This window comes from Thermoanaerobaculia bacterium, from assembly GCA_035717485.1.
Classification (GTDB): Bacteria; Acidobacteriota; Thermoanaerobaculia; order UBA5066; family DATFVB01; genus DATFVB01.
The window spans coordinates 1-15,980 of sequence record DASTIQ010000028.1 but is presented as its reverse complement, the minus strand read 5'-3'; the positions used below and the strand labels follow the sequence as shown (position 1 = coordinate 15,980).

15 protein-coding genes are annotated in these 15,980 nt (G+C 68.9%); 6 read left to right on the top strand and 9 right to left on the bottom strand.

Going from position 1 to position 15,980, the window contains the following annotated elements; genetic code table 11:
* From VFS34_01225 to VFS34_01215, 3 genes are all read right to left on the bottom strand, one after another.
* Positions 1-404: biotin/lipoyl-containing protein (locus VFS34_01225; GenBank protein ID HET9793052.1), on the bottom strand; the 404-nt coding region annotated here is incomplete at its 3' end.
* 12 nt (positions 405-416) lie between these two features.
* Entirely contained in the window at positions 417-1,421 is a 1,005-nt protein-coding gene (locus VFS34_01220) for an alpha-ketoacid dehydrogenase subunit beta (protein HET9793051.1), read from the bottom strand.
* Complete coding sequence (locus VFS34_01215; protein HET9793050.1) at positions 1,422-2,438, bottom strand: thiamine pyrophosphate-dependent dehydrogenase E1 component subunit alpha; 1,017 nt, start codon at positions 2,436-2,438, stop codon at positions 1,422-1,424.
* A 76-nt stretch (positions 2,439-2,514) separates the two neighbouring features.
* On the opposite strand from VFS34_01215, the gene VFS34_01210 reads away from it, so the two are divergent.
* Positions 2,515-3,528, top strand: a complete 1,014-nt coding sequence (locus VFS34_01210) for a glycosyltransferase (GenBank protein HET9793049.1) — start codon at positions 2,515-2,517, stop codon at positions 3,526-3,528.
* A complete protein-coding gene (locus VFS34_01205) occupies positions 3,525-4,595 on the top strand; it encodes a radical SAM protein (GenBank protein ID HET9793048.1) in 1,071 nt (356 codons plus the stop codon). The genes VFS34_01210 and VFS34_01205 overlap by 4 nt, the downstream gene beginning before the upstream one ends.
* A gap of 7 nt (positions 4,596-4,602) precedes the next feature.
* Here VFS34_01205 and VFS34_01200 read toward each other — a convergent pair whose 3' ends face one another.
* Both VFS34_01200 and VFS34_01195 read right to left on the bottom strand, forming a co-directional pair.
* On the bottom strand, positions 4,603-6,036 hold the full coding sequence (locus VFS34_01200; protein ID HET9793047.1) for a PQQ-binding-like beta-propeller repeat protein: 1,434 nt from the start codon (positions 6,034-6,036) through the stop codon (positions 4,603-4,605).
* Positions 6,037-6,045: 9 nt separating this feature from the next.
* Positions 6,046-6,501 (bottom strand): hypothetical protein, encoded by a 456-nt coding sequence (locus tag VFS34_01195; GenBank protein ID HET9793046.1) that lies wholly within the window; start codon positions 6,499-6,501, stop codon positions 6,046-6,048.
* A gap of 61 nt (positions 6,502-6,562) precedes the next feature.
* Between VFS34_01195 and VFS34_01190 the strand changes: the two genes are divergently transcribed.
* The 3 genes from VFS34_01190 to VFS34_01180 all read left to right on the top strand — a co-directional run bounded on the left by VFS34_01190 (position 6,563) and on the right by VFS34_01180 (position 10,902).
* Complete coding sequence (locus tag VFS34_01190) at positions 6,563-8,254, top strand: methylmalonyl-CoA mutase family protein (protein HET9793045.1); 1,692 nt, start codon at positions 6,563-6,565, stop codon at positions 8,252-8,254.
* On the top strand, positions 8,254-9,567 hold the full coding sequence (locus VFS34_01185; GenBank protein ID HET9793044.1) for an aminotransferase class I/II-fold pyridoxal phosphate-dependent enzyme: 1,314 nt from the start codon (positions 8,254-8,256) through the stop codon (positions 9,565-9,567). The genes VFS34_01190 and VFS34_01185 overlap by 1 nt, the downstream gene beginning before the upstream one ends.
* Before the next feature lie 141 nt (positions 9,568-9,708).
* Positions 9,709-10,902 carry a VOC family protein gene (locus VFS34_01180; GenBank protein HET9793043.1) on the top strand — a complete coding sequence of 398 codons (1,194 nt, stop codon included), beginning with the start codon at positions 9,709-9,711 and terminating at the stop codon, positions 10,900-10,902.
* A gap of 13 nt (positions 10,903-10,915) precedes the next feature.
* On the opposite strand, the gene VFS34_01175 is transcribed toward VFS34_01180, so the two are convergent.
* A complete protein-coding gene (locus tag VFS34_01175; GenBank protein HET9793042.1) occupies positions 10,916-11,782 on the bottom strand; it encodes a transporter in 867 nt (288 codons plus the stop codon).
* Entirely contained in the window at positions 11,677-12,882 is a 1,206-nt protein-coding gene (locus VFS34_01170; GenBank protein ID HET9793041.1) for a 3-phosphoglycerate dehydrogenase family protein, read from the bottom strand. Before VFS34_01170 ends, VFS34_01175 begins: the two co-directional genes overlap by 106 nt.
* 44 nt (positions 12,883-12,926) lie before the next feature.
* Here VFS34_01170 and VFS34_01165 point away from each other — a divergent pair, with 44 nt between their 5' ends.
* The gene (locus VFS34_01165) at positions 12,927-14,126 is read left to right on the top strand and encodes a homogentisate 1,2-dioxygenase (protein ID HET9793040.1); all 1,200 of its coding nucleotides are present in this window, start codon (positions 12,927-12,929) and stop codon (positions 14,124-14,126) included.
* A gap of 74 nt (positions 14,127-14,200) precedes the next feature.
* Here VFS34_01165 and VFS34_01160 read toward each other — a convergent pair whose 3' ends face one another.
* Both VFS34_01160 and VFS34_01155 read right to left on the bottom strand, forming a co-directional pair.
* On the bottom strand, positions 14,201-14,641 hold the full coding sequence (locus VFS34_01160) for a hypothetical protein (protein HET9793039.1): 441 nt from the start codon (positions 14,639-14,641) through the stop codon (positions 14,201-14,203).
* 109 nt (positions 14,642-14,750) lie between these two features.
* A partial coding sequence (locus VFS34_01155) for a sigma-54 dependent transcriptional regulator (GenBank protein ID HET9793038.1) occupies positions 14,751-15,980 on the bottom strand: 1,230 nt, incomplete at its 5' end.

The following is a 15,980-nucleotide window of genomic DNA, read 5'->3' as shown; positions in this document are numbered from 1 at the left end:
TTTTCGCGGGGCGTTTCCGGCCGGGCGGCCGCCGGAGCGGGCGAGGGCGGCGCCGCGGGCTGGGCCGGTTTCGCGGCGGGGGGCGCGGGCGGAGCTTCCGGCCGCGGCGCTTCCTTCGCGGGCGGGGGCGCTTCCGGCGCCGCGGGTTTGGCGCCCTTGCCCTCGCCCGCCGCTCCGATGCGCGCGACGACCGTGTTGACGGCGACCGTCTGGCCGGGCTGCACGAGGATCTCCGTGAGCGTGCCGGCCGCGGGGGAGGGGATCTCCGCGTCGACCTTGTCGGTGGAGATCTCGAAGAGTGGCTCGTCGCGGGAGACCGTGTCCCCCACGTTCTTGATCCAGCGTGTGATCGTTCCTTCCGCGATCGATTCCCCCATCTGGGGCATGATGACGTCGGTCGACATTCCGAGCTCCTTTCAGTATCCGGCGAGCGCGCGCGCGGCGCGGGCGATCTTTTCGGCGTTCGGCAGGAAGAATGCTTCCATCGGCGGCGCGTACGGGACCGGCGTGTCCGGCGCCGCGACCCGGAGAACGGGTCCGTCGAGGCTGTCGAAACAGTGCTCCGTGATCCGGGCCGACACTTCCGCGCCGACTCCGCCGGTCTTGGTGTCCTCGTGGACGATCAGCGCCTTGCCGGTGCGCCCCACCGACGCGAAGATCGTCTCGTCGTCGAGAGGGAGGAGCGTCCGGAGGTCGACGACCTCGCAGTCGATCCCCTCCGACTCGAGCAGCGCGGCGGCGTCGAGGGCCTCCCAGACCATGGCGCCGTAGGTGACGATCGAGAGATCGCGTCCGTCGCGCGCCACCCGGGCTTTCCCGATCGGCACCGTGTATTCCTCGCGCGGCAACTCCTCCCGGATGCGCCGGTAGAGGAATTTGTGCTCGAAGAAGATCACCGGATCCTCGTCCCGGATCGCGGATTTCAGGAGGCCCTTGGCGTCGTAGGCGGTGGCCGGCTGGACGACCTTCAGCCCGGGGGTGTGGGCGAAATACGCCTCCGGATTCTGGGAGTGGAACGGGCCGCCATGAACGCCTCCTCCCGACGGACCCCGGACGACGATCGGAATTCCGACGCCGGTCCGGTACCGCGATTTCGCGGCGAAGTTCGTGATCTGGTCGAAGGCGCAGGAGATGAAATCGGCGAACTGCATCTCGGCGACCGGCCGCAGGCCCGCGATCGCGGCGCCGATCGCGGCGCCGACGATCGCGTCCTCCGAGATGGGCGTGTCGATCACGCGGTCCGGCCCGAACCGCTCGATCATCCCGTCGGTCACCTTGAACGCGCCGCCGTACACCCCGACGTCCTCCCCGAGGACGAACACGCGGTCGTCGGTTTCCATTTCCTCCCAGAGGGCGTCGTGGAGCGCCTCCACGTACGTCGTTCCGCCCCGGGCCTCGTCGGCGCGCCGCCGGTCCAGCATTCAGCGCTTCCCTTCGGCGTACCGGAGGAAGAACGGCTCCGATTCGCCGGGCGCCTCTCCGTAGACCCCCTCGAGGGCGGCTTCGGGCGGCGGAAACGGGGCGCGCTCGGCGATCTCGAGCTCCTGGTCGACCAGTCGCGCGATGTCACCGTCGAGCCGCGCCAGGTCGCCCGCCGAGGCGAGGCCCCGCGCGGCGAGGGCCCGGGACCATCGTTCGAGCGGGTCGCGATCCCCCCAGGCGGCGAGCTCGGCCTTGTCGACGTAGTGCTGCGCGTCGTGTTCGGCGTGCCCCTTCATGCGGTACGTGACCGCTTCGAGGAAGAACGGCCCCTCGCCCCGCCGCGCGCGCGCGACCGCCTCCGACGCCGCCTCCCAGACCGTCTCGACGTCGTTGCCGTCCACGGTCGCCGCCGCCATTCCGTAGGCCTTCGCCCGGTCGGCGAGCGACGCGCACGCCATCTGCTGCGAGAAGGGGGTGGAGTATGCCCAGTGGTTGTTCTCCCCGACGACGACGAGCGGCAGTTTCCGGACGGCGGCGAAATTCATTCCCTCGTGAAAGGGTCCGGTCGACGTCGCGCCGTCGCCGATGTAGGTCATGCAGACGAAGCTCTCGCGCCGGAGCTTCGCGGCGAGGGCGACGCCGGCCATCACGGGAATCAGCTCTCCGAGCATCGAGATCGGCCCGATGACCCCGCGTTCGACGGAGGCGAAATGGAGGTTCCCGTCCTTTCCGCCGGACGGAGACGTGGCGCGGGCGAGGTACTGGGCGAAGAGCTCTCGCGGCGCATATCCGCGGACGAGCACCGACCCGAGATTCCGGATCAGGGGACTCAGGAAGTCTCCGGGGGAGAGAGCGAACGCGGTTCCGACGGACGTCGCTTCCTGGCCGAGCGATCGATAGAGCCCGCCCACGATCTTCCCCTGGCGGTAGAGATTGACGAGACGCTCTTCGACCACCCGGTTCAACCGCATGAAGCGGTAGAGCTCGAGCCTCTGCGCGTCCGAGAGTCGCCCCATCGAGATCCTCCCTTTCGCCATTATATCCAGCGTGTTCCGGGGGATCGGGACTCCGGAATGCGTCTATGATCGGCGGATGGCCGCTCCGGAGATCTCCGTGATCATCGCGTCGGACCGGACGGGCCCGGACCTCGACCGATGCCTCGCGTCGCTCGCCCGCCAGGAAGAAGCTCCTCCGTTCGAGGTGCTCGTGGTCTCCGCGGAGGAGCCGCCGCGGCGGGACGATCTCCTCGTCGGATGGGTCCGGATGGAGGAGCGCAATCCGGGGGCGCGGCGGAACCGGGGCGCCGATTTCGCGGCCGGCCGGCTCCTCGCGTTCATCGACGACGACGCGTGCGCGACTCCCGGCTGGCTGCGCCGCGGCTCGGAGGTCGCCGCGCGGACGCCGCTGTTCGGAGGAATCGACCTCGTTCCCGAGGGATCGCCCTACGGCGAGCGCCTCGCCGACCTTCTCGTCGCGACACCGCGGATCGGTTCCGCGGTTCCGGCGCACGAACGATCGCCGCGGCCGGGCCCGATCCGCCTCCCGTCCGATCTCGCGCTCTGCAATCTCTTCGTCGATCGCGAGCTCCGGGACCGCCTGGACGGTTTCGACGAAACCCTCGGATACATCGGGGAGGACACCGACTTCGTCCATCGTGCCATGAAGGCCGGCGTCGTCCCCGAGCTCGATCCGGATCTCGTCGTTCACCATCGGCGGCGCGCTTTTCCGGCGGCGTTCCTCGCCCAGCGCTGGCGTTACCGCGTCAAGAGCGGGCGGCGGCTCGTCGAACGTCCCGACGGCGCGCCCGTCGCGTTGATCGCCGGATTCCTCGCGGCGGCCGCGGCGGCCACGGCGGGGACGATCGTGTTCGGCCGCCGTTTCGCCATACCCGCGGCGGCGGCGTACGCGGCGGCGACGTGGGCATTCTCGGCGCCCGTCTGGCGGCGCGACCCCGCGCTCTTTCCCGCCGTGCCCGCGGCGTTCTTTCTCCATCATGCGAACTACGCGATCGCGACCGTCGCGGGGATCGGCGCCGCGCTGGCGGGCCGGAGCGGCGCGTCCCGCGAGGCCGCGCCGGATCCCGGGGCCGCTCCGGGAGCCCGATGAAGCCCGCGGTTCTCGCCGCCCACTGGGTTCGCGGCCGGGAGACCCTCCCGCGGTACCTGATCCTCGGAATGACGAACCTCTGCAACTCGAAGTGCGTGACCTGCTTCTACTGGGACCATCTGAACGTCAACCGGCACCTCGAGATGTCCCTCGAGGACTACGACCGCGCGCTCGCCGATCTCGGCGCGCTCTACTCGGTCGTCCTCACGGGAGGAGAGCCGACGCTGAACCGGGACCTGCCGGAGATCACCCGGCTCCTCTACGGACGCCATGACGCGTCGAACGTCACGATGCCGACCAATTCGCTGATCCCGGAGCAGGTCGAATCGGTGGTCGCGGACGCGCTCGCATCCCGGAAGGACGACCGGCAGACGTTCACCGTCGGCCTCTCGCTCGATCACCTCGGGGAAAGGCACGACGCGATCCGCGGGGCGCGGGGCAACTTCCCGAAGGTGATCGAAACCTACCGGCGGCTCGCGAAGCTCAAGGAGCGCACGCGCGGCTTCGTCCTCAACGTGCAGACCGTGCTCGCGTCTTTCAACATGGACGATCTGCCCGAGATCACGTCCTGGGTCGCCGCGAATTTCCCCGACATCGATTTTCACTCCTTCGAGCTGCTCCGGCCTCCGTTTCCCGATCCGACCATTCGCGCGCTGACCGCGGAGGAGTATGCGGAGCGCCTCCGGTTCCTGCGTCCGTACTGGGAGCGATTCGACCGCTATCGGCCGATCCTGCGCCACCTCAAAGTCGGCGCGCGCACGGCCGAGCTCGCGACGCTCGAGCAGGAGCGGATGGTCTATCCCTGCTACGCGGGGACGATCTCCGGCGTGCTCAATCCCGAGGGCACCGTCGCGCTCTGCGAGGTGATGTGGGAGGTCGGCAACATCCGCGATTTCGACTGGTCCTTCCGGAAGGCGTGGTTTTCCCCGAAGGCGAAGGAGATGAGGAGCCGGATCGCCGCGCGCGCCTGCTGGTGCACGCATTCCTGCTTCATGACGTCCTCTCTCCCGTTCTCGGCGCGCGGCGTCGCGCATCTCGCGCGGGAAGCGCTCCTCCCGACGCGCTGAGCGGAGCTCAGGGCGCGGGAACCGGTACCGAGAAGGCGTACAGGTTTCCCGCCACGTCGCCGAAGAAGATCCGGCCGTTCGAGATCGCGATCCCGCCGTAGAGCGGGGCCGCGGTCTCGGTCTGCCACAGAAGGGTCCCCGTTTCGGCATCGAGAGCGACGCAGCGCTTTCCGCCGGCGGCGAACACCACCCCGTTGGCGAAGGAGATCGGCGCGAGCACCGCCCCCGGCGCCTTGTACGTCCAGAGGATCGAGCCCGTGGCCGGGTCGAGCGCGTTCACCGAGCCGTACGCCGTGTAGTCCGGAGTAACGCCGGCGCCGACGTAGATCCGCTTCCCGTCGAAGGCCGCCGTCGAGATCGTCCCGTGTCCGCACTGTGGGCACTCGCCTCCGACCGCCAGCGCCGTCTTCCAGACCGGCCCGCCGGCCAGGTCGCCGCGGAGGAAAGCGTAGTAGTAACCGTCCTTCTGTCCGGCGCCGACGAGATCCCGCGCCCCGGAATCGGTGAAGAGCGTCGGCGAAGATCCCCAGTCGGCGTCCGGGACGTTCGCGTAATCCTCCGGCGGAATCTTCCAGTGATCCTCGACCGCGAGGGATCCCACCGCGAGGCGGGCGATCGAGTAGCTCCGGCCGAGTTCGTAGCTGTTGCCGGAGGCGACCGTCACGAAGACCGTCCCCGCCGCCCGGTCGATTGCCGGGGACGACCAGACGCCCGCGCCCGTCACCCCGCCCGAAAGATCGACCGAGGCCGTGATCGTTCCCGTCGCCGCGTCGAGGGCGTCGACCGCGCCGGGAATGAAGGGATTGTCGCAGTTGCTCGAAACCCCCTGGTAGACGACGCCGTCGATCACCGCCGGGGAGCACCAGCCGTAGTAGCCGTGAAGGTTGTTTCCGAGGGAGGTTCGCCAGAGCACCGCGAGGGTCTGCGCGTCGAGCGCGTAGAAACCGTCGTCGCCGCCGGCGACGTAAACGACGCCTCCGGTCACCGCGGGCGCGGAGGTGATCCCGATCGTCGGCGGGTTGCACTTCGGCGCGGACGTCGTTCCGAGATCGGCGCTTCCCAGGACGGCCCCGCTCGAGGCGTCGAGGGCCCACTCCTTCCCCGACCAGTCGCCGACGTAGACGCGTCCGTCGACGACGATCGGAGACGACGCGATCGTCCCGGGAAGGGTATCGGTCCAGGCGGAGACGAATCCGGGCGCCGAAGTCGTCGAGATCGCCCGTTCCGCGGCCGCGACCCCCGTCATCGCGAGATTGCCGCAGTACTTCGGCCAGTCGAGCAGCGATCCCCGCGAGGGGTAGGCGATGACGAGGGAGGGGGGGAGGATCGCCGTCCGGAGCTCGACGTTCGGCCGCTGCGCGGCGGACGCGGCGACGGACGCCAGGAGCGCGCCCGCCGCGGCGCAGAGGAATCCGGCCGGATGACGGGAGCGTCGTCGCAACGGTCCCTCCTACTTCTTGAAGAGCGCGTCGAACGCTCGCCGCGCGTCCGACGGCGTTTCCGGCGCGCGGGTCCCCGTCAGATCGAATCCGGCGAGGGGAGAGAAGACGGGACACTCGTTCCCGGCGGTCTTGACCGCCACCCGGGCGGGAATCTCGGCGTGGCGGGAACACTCCCATCGCGCGGCCGAATCGAAGTAGCGGCATTGCACGCAGGAGTGGAGCGCGGCGCCGCATTTCGGGCACGTCGCGCCGGGAACCGGTTCCTCGAGTCCGGGGACGCGCTGCCCGCACTTCTTGCACTGGACGACCAGGTCCTTGTCGAAGCCGGCGCTGCGCCCTCGCGGCGCCCCTTCGCTGCGCGGCGGGGCTCCCTCGTCGGTGCGCCCTCGCGGTCCGCGGGGCACGTCGCCGCCGGAACCGGAATCCATGTAGCCTCGATGACGGTATTTTCGGTCGTCGGACACGGCCGCTGACTCTATCGGAAAAGGTTTGGCCCGAAAAGACGCGATCGGCGATAATCGGGCGATGGGCGAAAAGGAATCGAACCCGCTCGTCCCGGAGGGCGTTTCGGAGGGACGGCGCCGCTGGGACGAGAAAGCCCGCGAGGCGTTCGAAAAAGTTCCCGCCTGGAAGTCCGACTTCACGACGGTTTCCTCGCAGGAGGTTCCGGAGCTCGGGGGTCCCGACACGCAGCCCGGCTTCGATTTCGAGCGCGACCTCGGCTGGCCCGGCGAATACCCCTACACGCGCGGGGTGCAGCCGACGATGTACCGCGGCAAGCTCTGGACGATGCGCCTCTTCGCCGGATACGGCTCGGCGCGGCAGACGAACGCCCGGTTCAAGTACCTCCTGGCCCACGGGCAGACCGGGCTTTCGACGGCTTTCCACCTGCCGACGCTCTACGGCTACGACTCCGACCACGAGATGGCGAAAGGCGAGGTGGGCAAGTGCGGGGTCGCGGTCGACTCGCTCGCCGACATGGAGACGCTCTTCGACGGGATCGACCTCGGCGCGGTGACCACGTCGATGACGATCAACTCGACCGCCCCGATCGCTCTCGCGATGTATCTCGCGGTCGCGGAGAAGCACGGGACGCCCTGGTCCCGCGTCGGCGGAACGCTGCAGAACGACATCCTCAAGGAGTACATCGCGCAGAAGGAGTACATCTTCCCGCCGCGCCCCTCGATGCGCCTCATCACCGACCAGTTCCGCTTCTGCGCCGAGAACGTCCCGAAGTGGAACACGATCTCGATTTCCGGGTACCACATCCGGGAGGCGGGCTCGACGGCCCTCCAGGAGCTGGCCTTCACGCTGCGCGACGGAGTCGAGTACGTCCAGTACGGGATCGAGGCCGGTCTCGACGTGGATGCCTTCGCGCCCCGCCTCTCGTTCTTCTTCAACGCCCACAACGACTTCTTCGAGGAGATCGCGAAGTTCCGGGCCGCTCGGCGGGTCTGGGCGAAGACGATGCGCGAGCGGTTCGGCGCGAAGGACCCCCGCTCCTGGAGCTGCCGGTTCCACACGCAGACGGCGGGCTGTTCGCTGACCGCCCAGCAGCCCTACAACAACGTCGTCCGCACGGCGCTCCAGGCGCTCGCGGCGGTACTCGGCGGCACCAATTCCCTCCACACGAATTCTCTCGACGAGACGCTCGCGCTGCCGACCGATTTCGCGGTCAAGGTCGCGCTCCGGACCCAGCAGATCATCGCGCACGAATCCGGCGTCGCGAACACGATCGACCCGCTCGGCGGCTCGTACTTCGTCGAGGAGATGACGAGGCGCATGGAACAGGGGACGTTCGACTACTTCCGGAGGATCGACGCGTTCGGCGGGATGGTCGAGGCGATCGAAGCCGGGTTCCCGCAGAAAGAGATCATGGACGCCGCCTACCGCTACCAGCGTGCCCTGGACGACGGCGAGAAGATCGTGGTCGGCGTCAACGAGTTCACCGACAGCGGCGAGGAGCCCCCCCTCCCGATCCTGTACATCGACGAGGCGACCGAGGAGGAGCAGCGGCGCTCGCTCGCGGAGGTCAGGAGGACCCGCGACGGGAAGGCCGTGCGGTCGGCGCTCGCGGCGCTCCGGCAGGCGTGCCGGGACGGCGTCAACGTCATGCCGACGCTCGTCGAGGCGGTCAAGAGCTACGCGACCGTCGGCGAGATCTCCGACGTGATGCGCGAGGTCTTCGCGACCTACGAAGAGCCGGTGGTGTTCTGATGCGCGACGCGCGCGGGTTCTTCCCCCCCGCGGAGGAGACCGACGCGTCGCTCGCGGACGTCGCGGCCGGAGTCGTCGGGTCCGAGATCCTGAAGATCGCCGCCGACGTCCGCCAGTCGCTCGCCCGCGGCGAAAAGATCGTCAACCTGACCGTGGGCGACTTCGCTCCGTCGCAGTTCCCGATTCCCGCGCGCCTCCAGGAGGAGATCACCCGCGCGTATCGGGAACATCAGACGAACTATCCGCCCTCCGACGGCGTCCTCGCGCTGCGCGAGGCGGTGGCCGAGCACCTCGCGCGGGAACAGGGCCTCGCGTATCCGCTCGACTCTTTCCTGATCGCCGGGGGAGCCCGGCCGATCCTGTACGGAACGTACCGCACGATCCTCGACCGCGGAGACACCGTCGTGTATTCGGTGCCGTCCTGGAACAACAACCACTACGCGCACCTGACGGAGGTCCGGGCGATCGAGCTCGAGGGAAAGCGCGAGAAGGGGTTCTTCCCGTCCGCGGCCGAATTCGCGCCGCATCTTCCCGAAGCCCGGCTCGTCGTCCTGAACTCGCCGATGAACCCGACGGGGACGGTCGTGGACCCGGGGGAGCTCGCGAAGATCGCGGAGATGATCGCCGAGGAGAACGCGCGTCGGCGGCGGACCGGGAGGAAGGCGCTCTTCCTCCTCTACGACCAGATCTATTCGGCGCTCCATTTCGGCGCCGCGCGCCGCTCGAGCCCCCCGGAACTCGTTCCCGAGGCCTTCGGGTTCACCGTCCTCCTGGACGGCATCTCGAAGCAGTTCGCCGCGACGGGGCTGCGCGTCGGATGGGCCGTCGGCCCTCCGGCGCTCATCGGCCGGATGCGCGACATCCTCGGTCACGTCGGCGCCTGGGCGCCGAAGCCGGAGCAGGTCGCGACGGCGCGGTTCCTCGGAGACGCGGCCGCCGTCGCCGAGCACCGCCGGGAGTTCACCGCCGCGATCCGGTCGCGCCTCGACCTCCTGTACGGGATCTTCCGGGGGATGAAGGCGGACGGGCTGCCGGTCGACGCGATCGAGCCGCAGGGAGCGATCTACCTGTCCGCGCGCTTCGACCTCGTGGGCGGCGAAATCGCCGGAACTCCCATCCGCTCGAACGAGGACATCCGGCGGCTCCTCCTCGAGAGGGCGGGGATCGCGGTCGTGCCGTTCCAGGCCTTCGGCTACCGCCCCGAGAACGGCTGGTTCCGCCTCTCGGTCGGCGCGGTCTCGGAGGACGAGATCCGGCAGTCCGAGCGCGCGCTTCGCGACCTCGTTTCCTCGGCGAAAGTCGCCGTCGCCTGAGGCGCCGGAGAGAATCCGACCGCCTTCGGCGCCCGGAGACGTTCGCTCGAGCCCGTGCCCGCCTCCGGGCCCTTCGGAAGACGCGGCGAGCGCGGTTCCGGCCGTTTGACGCTCCCGCGGGGCCGGGGTAGATTGGCGAACATGGCAAATGAATCCGCCGGCCTCGGCCTGCTCGGCTTCGACTCTTTCCACTTCCTCGTTTCCGATCTCGAGCGAAGCCACGAGTTCTACACGAAGCTCCTCGACTGGCCTCTCGTCGCGCGGTCGAACAAGGAGCTCACCGAGCGGAGCGCGCAGCACTCGAACGTCTACTCGGCCGGCGACATCCGGGTCGTCGTGTCGACTCCTCTGTCCGACCGCGGCCGGGCGGCGATGTATCTCCGGAACCATCCGGACGGCGTTTCCTCGATCTCGTTCCGCGTGAAGAACCTCGAGCAGACGTGGGATTTCCTCGCTCCGAGGGGCGCGACGTTCCTCTCCGACATCGAGACGTATCGCGACGCGGACGGGGGAACCTACCGGCGGTTCCTCATCGCGACCCCGCTCGGCGACCTCGCGTACCGCTTCGTCGAGCGGAAGGGGTACCGGGCGTTCGCCCCGGAGTTCGAGAACGTTCCCGTCGACGACTCGTCGAAGGCGCCGCAAAACCGGCTCGGCTTCGAGATCCTCGACCACGTCACCTCGAACGCCCTCACGATGGCGCCCGTCGTCCTCTGGTATCGCGAAGTCCTCGGGTTCGACGAGTACTGGAACATCCAGTTCCATACGGAGGACGTCAAGAAGGGAGGCGAGCACGGCTCGGGGCTGAAGTCGATCGTGATGTGGGACCCGTCCTCCGAGCTCAAGTTCGCGACGAACGAGCCGCTGAAGCCGTTCTTCCGCGAGTCGCAGGTCAACATCTTCACCGAGGAGAACCGCGGGCCGGGAGTCCAGCACATCGCTCTGCGGGTGCCGCAGATCATTCCGGTGGTGGACGAGATGAATCACCGCGGCGTCAAGTTCCTCGACGCGCCGCAGACCTACTACGACAACATCACGCGCTGGCTCTCGGAGAAGCACGTGTCGCGCGTGAAGGAGCCGATCGACGACCTGCGCCGCCTGAACATCCTCGTCGACGGCGAGGACGAGAAGTATCTCCTCCAGATCTTCATGAAGGACGGCCACCAGCTCTGGAGCGATCCCAAGGCCGGCCCGTTCTTCTACGAGGTCATCCAGCGCGAAGGCGATCCCGGGTTCGGCTACGGCAACTTCCGCACCCTCTTCGAGGCGATCGAGCAGGAGCACCACAGCCTCAAGGATGCGGAGGTCGAGATGGAAACCCGCCCGGTCGGATAGCCGTCGGCGCCCGTCAGAGCCTCCCCACGTTCCACGTCATCCCCGCGTACGCCGCGTTCGGCTGCGGCCCGGATACCCGGACGATCGCCCCGGCGTCGAAGGCGATCCACGGCCGCGGCTGCCAGGTGGGACCGACGGTGACCCCGACGACCGGCGCGGCCCCGGATCGTCCGCCCGTACCCGGATAGCCGAACAGCTCCGCGTTGAAGCCGAAGGGGCCGCCGAGCGGTCCCGAAAATGAGGCGGCCCACAGCGTCGATTCGCGCGGCCCGGAAGAGCCGCTCCCCGACCGGCGCACGTAGCCGGCGTTGAGATCGAGTCCGACCGATCCGAGCTTTCGGCTGGAGATCGCGAGGATCGACAGGTCGGTCGTCCCCGTCGAGGCCCGGGCCGAACCGGACGGAAACTTCACGGCGGGCAGAAGGGCGAAATCGCCGAGAAGGGGAGTCTTCGCGCCGACCCGCCATTTCAGGCCGAGAGCGACGTCTCCGAAGCCCGCCGGGGATCGGGGCGCGCGAAGGACCCCCGAAGAGAAGTTGAGCTGGAGCCGCGCGGCCAGCCCGATCTTCGCGACCAGCGGGGCGAAGAAGGCCGAATCGCCGCCGCGTTCCCGGTCGAACTCGACGCCGGCCTCCGTTTCCAGGAACCCGGGCGCGACGCTGTACGCGTGCGTCGCGACGGTGGGCCGCTCCGGCTGGACCGCGCGGGGATCGGGTTCGTCGCCGCGCGCCGCGCCGCCGAGCGTTCCGAGGAGGAGGAGGGCGGCCGCGGTTCTCAGCGCAGCGGAGTGACCGAGAGCGAGAAAATGTCTTCGCTGCCCGACCGGATCGCGTCGAGCGTCCCCTCGCGGGGCTCCTTGTCGAGCTCGATCCGCGCGCACGCGGCTTCCGCCCCCTCGAAGACCGTGTTCTCCATTCCCTGCACCGAGATCCCGTCGTTCTTCAGGGCCGCGAGCACGTGAGCGAGAACGCCGACCCGGTCGCGGTGGCGGACGACGAGGAGATGCGTCGCCGGCGGGCGCCGGGCGAGGTTGACGACGTTGTCGACTTTTCCGGTCTCGATGTAGGCCCTCACGAGGCGGACCGTCTCGGCGGCGATCGCCTCCTGCGCCTGGTCCGTCGACGCGCCGATGTGATGCGTGCCGACGACGTTCGGGTGGCGGGCGAGAGGGCTCTCGAACGCGCCTTTCGACTCCGCGGGCTCCTTCGGGAAGACGTCGAGCCCCGCGCGAATTCCCCGGTCGAGCGCCGCCAGCAGCGCCGCGGGATCGACGACGTCCGCGCGCGCCGTGTTGACGAAGAAGGCGCCCGGGCGCATCGCGGCGAAGAACTCCGCCCCGAACAGGCCCTTCGTTTCGGGCGCCGCGGCGAGGTGGACCGAGACGACGTCGCATCGGCGGGCGAGCTCGACGACGTCGCCGACGCGCTCGATCCCCAGCGCCTCCGCCTTCGCGTCGGTCAGCGAACGGCTCCAGCCGAGGACCTTCATGCCGAACGCCCGCGCTCTCGCCGCGACTTCCCGGCCGATCGTTCCCGTCCCCGCGATGCCGAGGGTCCGGCCGAAGATTCCCTTCGCCTTCGCGAACTCCTTCTTGTTCCATTCGCCCCGGCGGAGCGCCTCCGCGTTGTCGGGGATGCGCCGGTCGAGCGCGAGCATCAATCCCATCGCGAGCTCGGCGACCGCGATCCCGTTCTTCCCCGGACAATTCGCCACGAAGACGCCCTGCCTCGACGCGGCGGCGAGGTCGATGGTGTTGACTCCCGCGCCGGCGCGGATCACGAGAGCCGTGCCCCGCGCCTTCTCGAGGATCGGCGCGGTCACCTTCGTCGACCGGACGATCAGGATCTCGGCGCCGGTCTCCGCGAGGCGGTCTCCCAGCGCGTCGTCCCTGAGATCGGGTTCGAAGAGGACGTCGGAGCCCGTGGCCGCGAGCCCGTCGAGCCCCGATTTCTCGAACTTGTCCGCCACGAGGATTTTCATGGCGTCGGATCTTACTCTTCCGGGCGGAGCGATAGAATCGAGCGGTGATCGACCGCTGGACGCAGGGGCTCCTCCCCGAGAAGCCCCACACGGTCTTCCGCGATCCCGAGGGAGGCGCGCTCCTCTACGAGGAATGTTTCACCCGTCTCGGGTTCGACGGGCCGTACTCGATCCTGTACCACCGCCGCGCTCCGACCGACGAGCTGACGTGCGAGGGGACCGACCGCGGGTTCCGCTGGGAATCGTCGGACCGCGGCGCGGAGCCGCTGAAACGGCGCCTCTTCGACTCCCACGCCGCGCCGGCCGGGGGGGCCATGCTCGACGCGCGACTGCCGCTCCTCCACAACGCGGACGTCGTGATCTCCATCGCGCGGCCCTCCGTCTCCGACGACGCGTTCTTCGTCAACGGCGACGGCGACGACCTCTTCTTCGTCGAGCGGGGATCGGGAGCGGTCCAGTCGTCCTTCGGGCGGGTTCCGTTCCGCGCGCACGACTACGTCGTGGTTCCCAAGGGGTGCCTTCACCGTTTCCTGTTCGACGGCGCCGAGAACGTGCTTTTCGGCATCGAGTGCCGGCGCGGGTTCCACGTTCCCGCGCAGTTCCGCAACGACGCCGGGCAGCTCAAGATGGACGCGGCGTACACGCATCGGGACTTCGTCCGCCCGGTTCTCGAGTCGCGCACGGAGGCCGACTCCGCTCCCCGGGAGGTGTTCGCGAAGCGGCGGGACGCGTGGTCGCGCCGGACGCTCCCGGCGTCGCCGCTCGACGTCGTGGGCTGGGACGGATACGCCTATCCGGTCGCGTTCCCGATCTCGAAGTTCCAGCCGAAAACGGGGCTGATCCATCTGCCGCCGACGATCCACATCACGTTCGCGACGGGCGGCGCCGTGATCTGCTCCTTCGTTCCCCGGGTCACCGACACGCACGAGAACGCGATCCCGTGCCCGTATCCCCATTCCTCCGTCGACTGCGACGAGGTGATCTTCTACGTCGACGGCAACTTCACCAGCCGCCGAGGCGTGGGGAACGGATCGATCTCGCTTCACCCCGCGGGGGTCAACCACGGCCCCCATCCCGGCGCGTACGAGGCGTCCATCGGGTCGAAGGCGACGAAGGAGCTCGCCGTGATGATCGACACTTTCCTGCCGCTCGAGCGGACCCGCGCCGCCGACGCGATCGAGCGTTCCGGGTATCACGATTCGTGGAAGGTGCGGGTCGACAAGGCGACCACCGAGATCACTTAGGAACCGTCGGCCGGTCCCGGGGCGTTCGTCGCTCCGGGCCCGCGACTTTTCGGGTGCGACGCGACTCCGGACCGTCAGGCCGGCGGGGAGGGGGGTTTCGCGGGCGGCGCCGGCTTCGGCTTCGCCGAAGGAATGATCCGGATCGAGACGGTCTTTCGCGTTCCCGAGATTTCCGTGTACTTGATCGTGACGTGATCGTTCACCCGCAGGTCCGCGAAGACCGCGGGCTCTTTCCCGCGGAAGACCGCCGTGTCGGGATCGGCGGTGAAGAACGTCACCTTCGGCGACCCGTCGCGGAGGGTCTCCCGAACCGAGAAGCGATTCTCCGAGGCGAAGATCTCGACCACCTCGCCGACGAAGAAATGCGCCTTCGGCGAACGATGAGGCGCCGGAGTCGCGGAGGAGGAGGACGAAGGCGGCGGCGGCGCGGGAGCGGGCGCGGCGAGCGCGAGAAAGCCCGCGGCGATCGCCGGCAGCGGGAGAAGGGGAGCGACGCTGCGCGCAAGCCGGCTCATTTCTCGGGCTCCGCCGAGTGCGAAGCGGGTGCCACGGCGAAGGAGCCTGTTTTCAGTCATTTCCTTCCGCCCCTCCTCCCGATTTGGGGTACGCGCCCTTCCAAAACGGTCATTCGGGCTTCCGGATTCCGAACTTTTCGAGCCGGTATTGCATCGTCCGGTACGTCAAATGGAGCAGCCGGGCGGCGCGGGCGATCACCCAGTCCGACTTTTCCATGGCCTGGACGATCAAGGCGCGTTCGACCTCCTCGATGTCGATCCCGTCCGCGGGGATCTCGACGTGCACGGCGGCCGTCGCGCCGCGCGGCCGGCGGACCTCCGCAGGAAGGTCCTCGGGGTCGATCACGGCCTTCTCGGTGAGGAGGAGCGCCCGCTCGAGGATCGACTCCAGCTGGCGGACGTTTCCCGGCCAGTCGAAGGCGACGAGAAGACGCATGGCCTCCGGCGAGATCTCGGGAAGGGGGCGGCCGTGCTCTGCGGCGGCGCGCTTGAGGAAACGCGAAGCGATTTCCGGAATGTCCTCCCGCCGGTCGCGCAGCGGCGGGATCACGATCGGGATGACGTTGAGCCGATAGTAGAGATCCGCCCGGAAGGTCCCCGAGGTCATCATCTGCTCGAGATCGCGGTTGGTCGCCGCGAGCACCCGGACGTCGACCGGAATCGACTCCGTCCCTCCGACGCGGCGGATCTCCTTCTCCTGGAGGGCCCGCAGGATCTTCCCCTGGAGCGGGAGGGAAAGGTCGCCGATCTCGTCCAGGAAGAGGGTCGACCCGGAAGCCGACTCGAACAGGCCGATCTTGCGCCGGTCCGCGCCCGTGAACGCGCCGCGCTCGTAGCCGAAGAGCTCCGATTCGAGGAGGGTCTCCGGGATCGCGGCGCAGTTGATCGCGTAGAAGGTCCCGTCGGCGCGGCGGCTTCGGTGGTGGATCGCGTGCGCGATCAGCTCCTTTCCGGTTCCCGACTCGCCGCGGATGAGCACGGTCGCGTTCGAGCGCGCGATCTTCAGCACCAGCTTGAAGATGTTCTGCATGGCGGGGGAGCCGCCGACGAGCGCATCGAGGGTCACGGTGTCCTTCAGCTGGCCCGAGAGCACGCGATTGACCTCGCGCATCGCCCGCATCTCGACGGCGCGCTCGATCTTCAGGATCAGATCGTCCGGCTGGAACGGCTTCGAGAGGTAGTCGTAGGCGCCCATGCGGTTGACGAGCTCCCGGCCCGCCTCCTTCGACCCGTGGGCCGTCACGACGATCACGGGGGGAGGATCGGAGAGCGTCTGCAGCTCTCCGACGAGCTCGGTCCCGCTCATCACCGGCATGGCGAGGTCCGTGATCACGACGTC

Coding starts and splice junctions, on each gene's coding strand:
- VFS34_01215 (HET9793050.1), bottom strand. CDS start 2,438: ATGGGGCGACTCTCGGACGCGCAGAGGCTCGAGCTCTACCGCTTCATG.
- VFS34_01180 (HET9793043.1), top strand. CDS start 9,709: ATGGCAAATGAATCCGCCGGCCTCGGCCTGCTCGGCTTCGACTCTTTC.
- VFS34_01185 (HET9793044.1), top strand. CDS start 8,254: ATGCGCGACGCGCGCGGGTTCTTCCCCCCCGCGGAGGAGACCGACGCG.
- VFS34_01210 (HET9793049.1), top strand. CDS start 2,515: ATGGCCGCTCCGGAGATCTCCGTGATCATCGCGTCGGACCGGACGGGC.
- VFS34_01160 (HET9793039.1), bottom strand. CDS start 14,641: ATGAGCCGGCTTGCGCGCAGCGTCGCTCCCCTTCTCCCGCTGCCGGCG.
- VFS34_01220 (HET9793051.1), bottom strand. CDS start 1,421: ATGCTGGACCGGCGGCGCGCCGACGAGGCCCGGGGCGGAACGACGTAC.
- VFS34_01190 (HET9793045.1), top strand. CDS start 6,563: ATGGGCGAAAAGGAATCGAACCCGCTCGTCCCGGAGGGCGTTTCGGAG.
- VFS34_01170 (HET9793041.1), bottom strand. CDS start 12,882: ATGAAAATCCTCGTGGCGGACAAGTTCGAGAAATCGGGGCTCGACGGG.
- VFS34_01205 (HET9793048.1), top strand. CDS start 3,525: ATGAAGCCCGCGGTTCTCGCCGCCCACTGGGTTCGCGGCCGGGAGACC.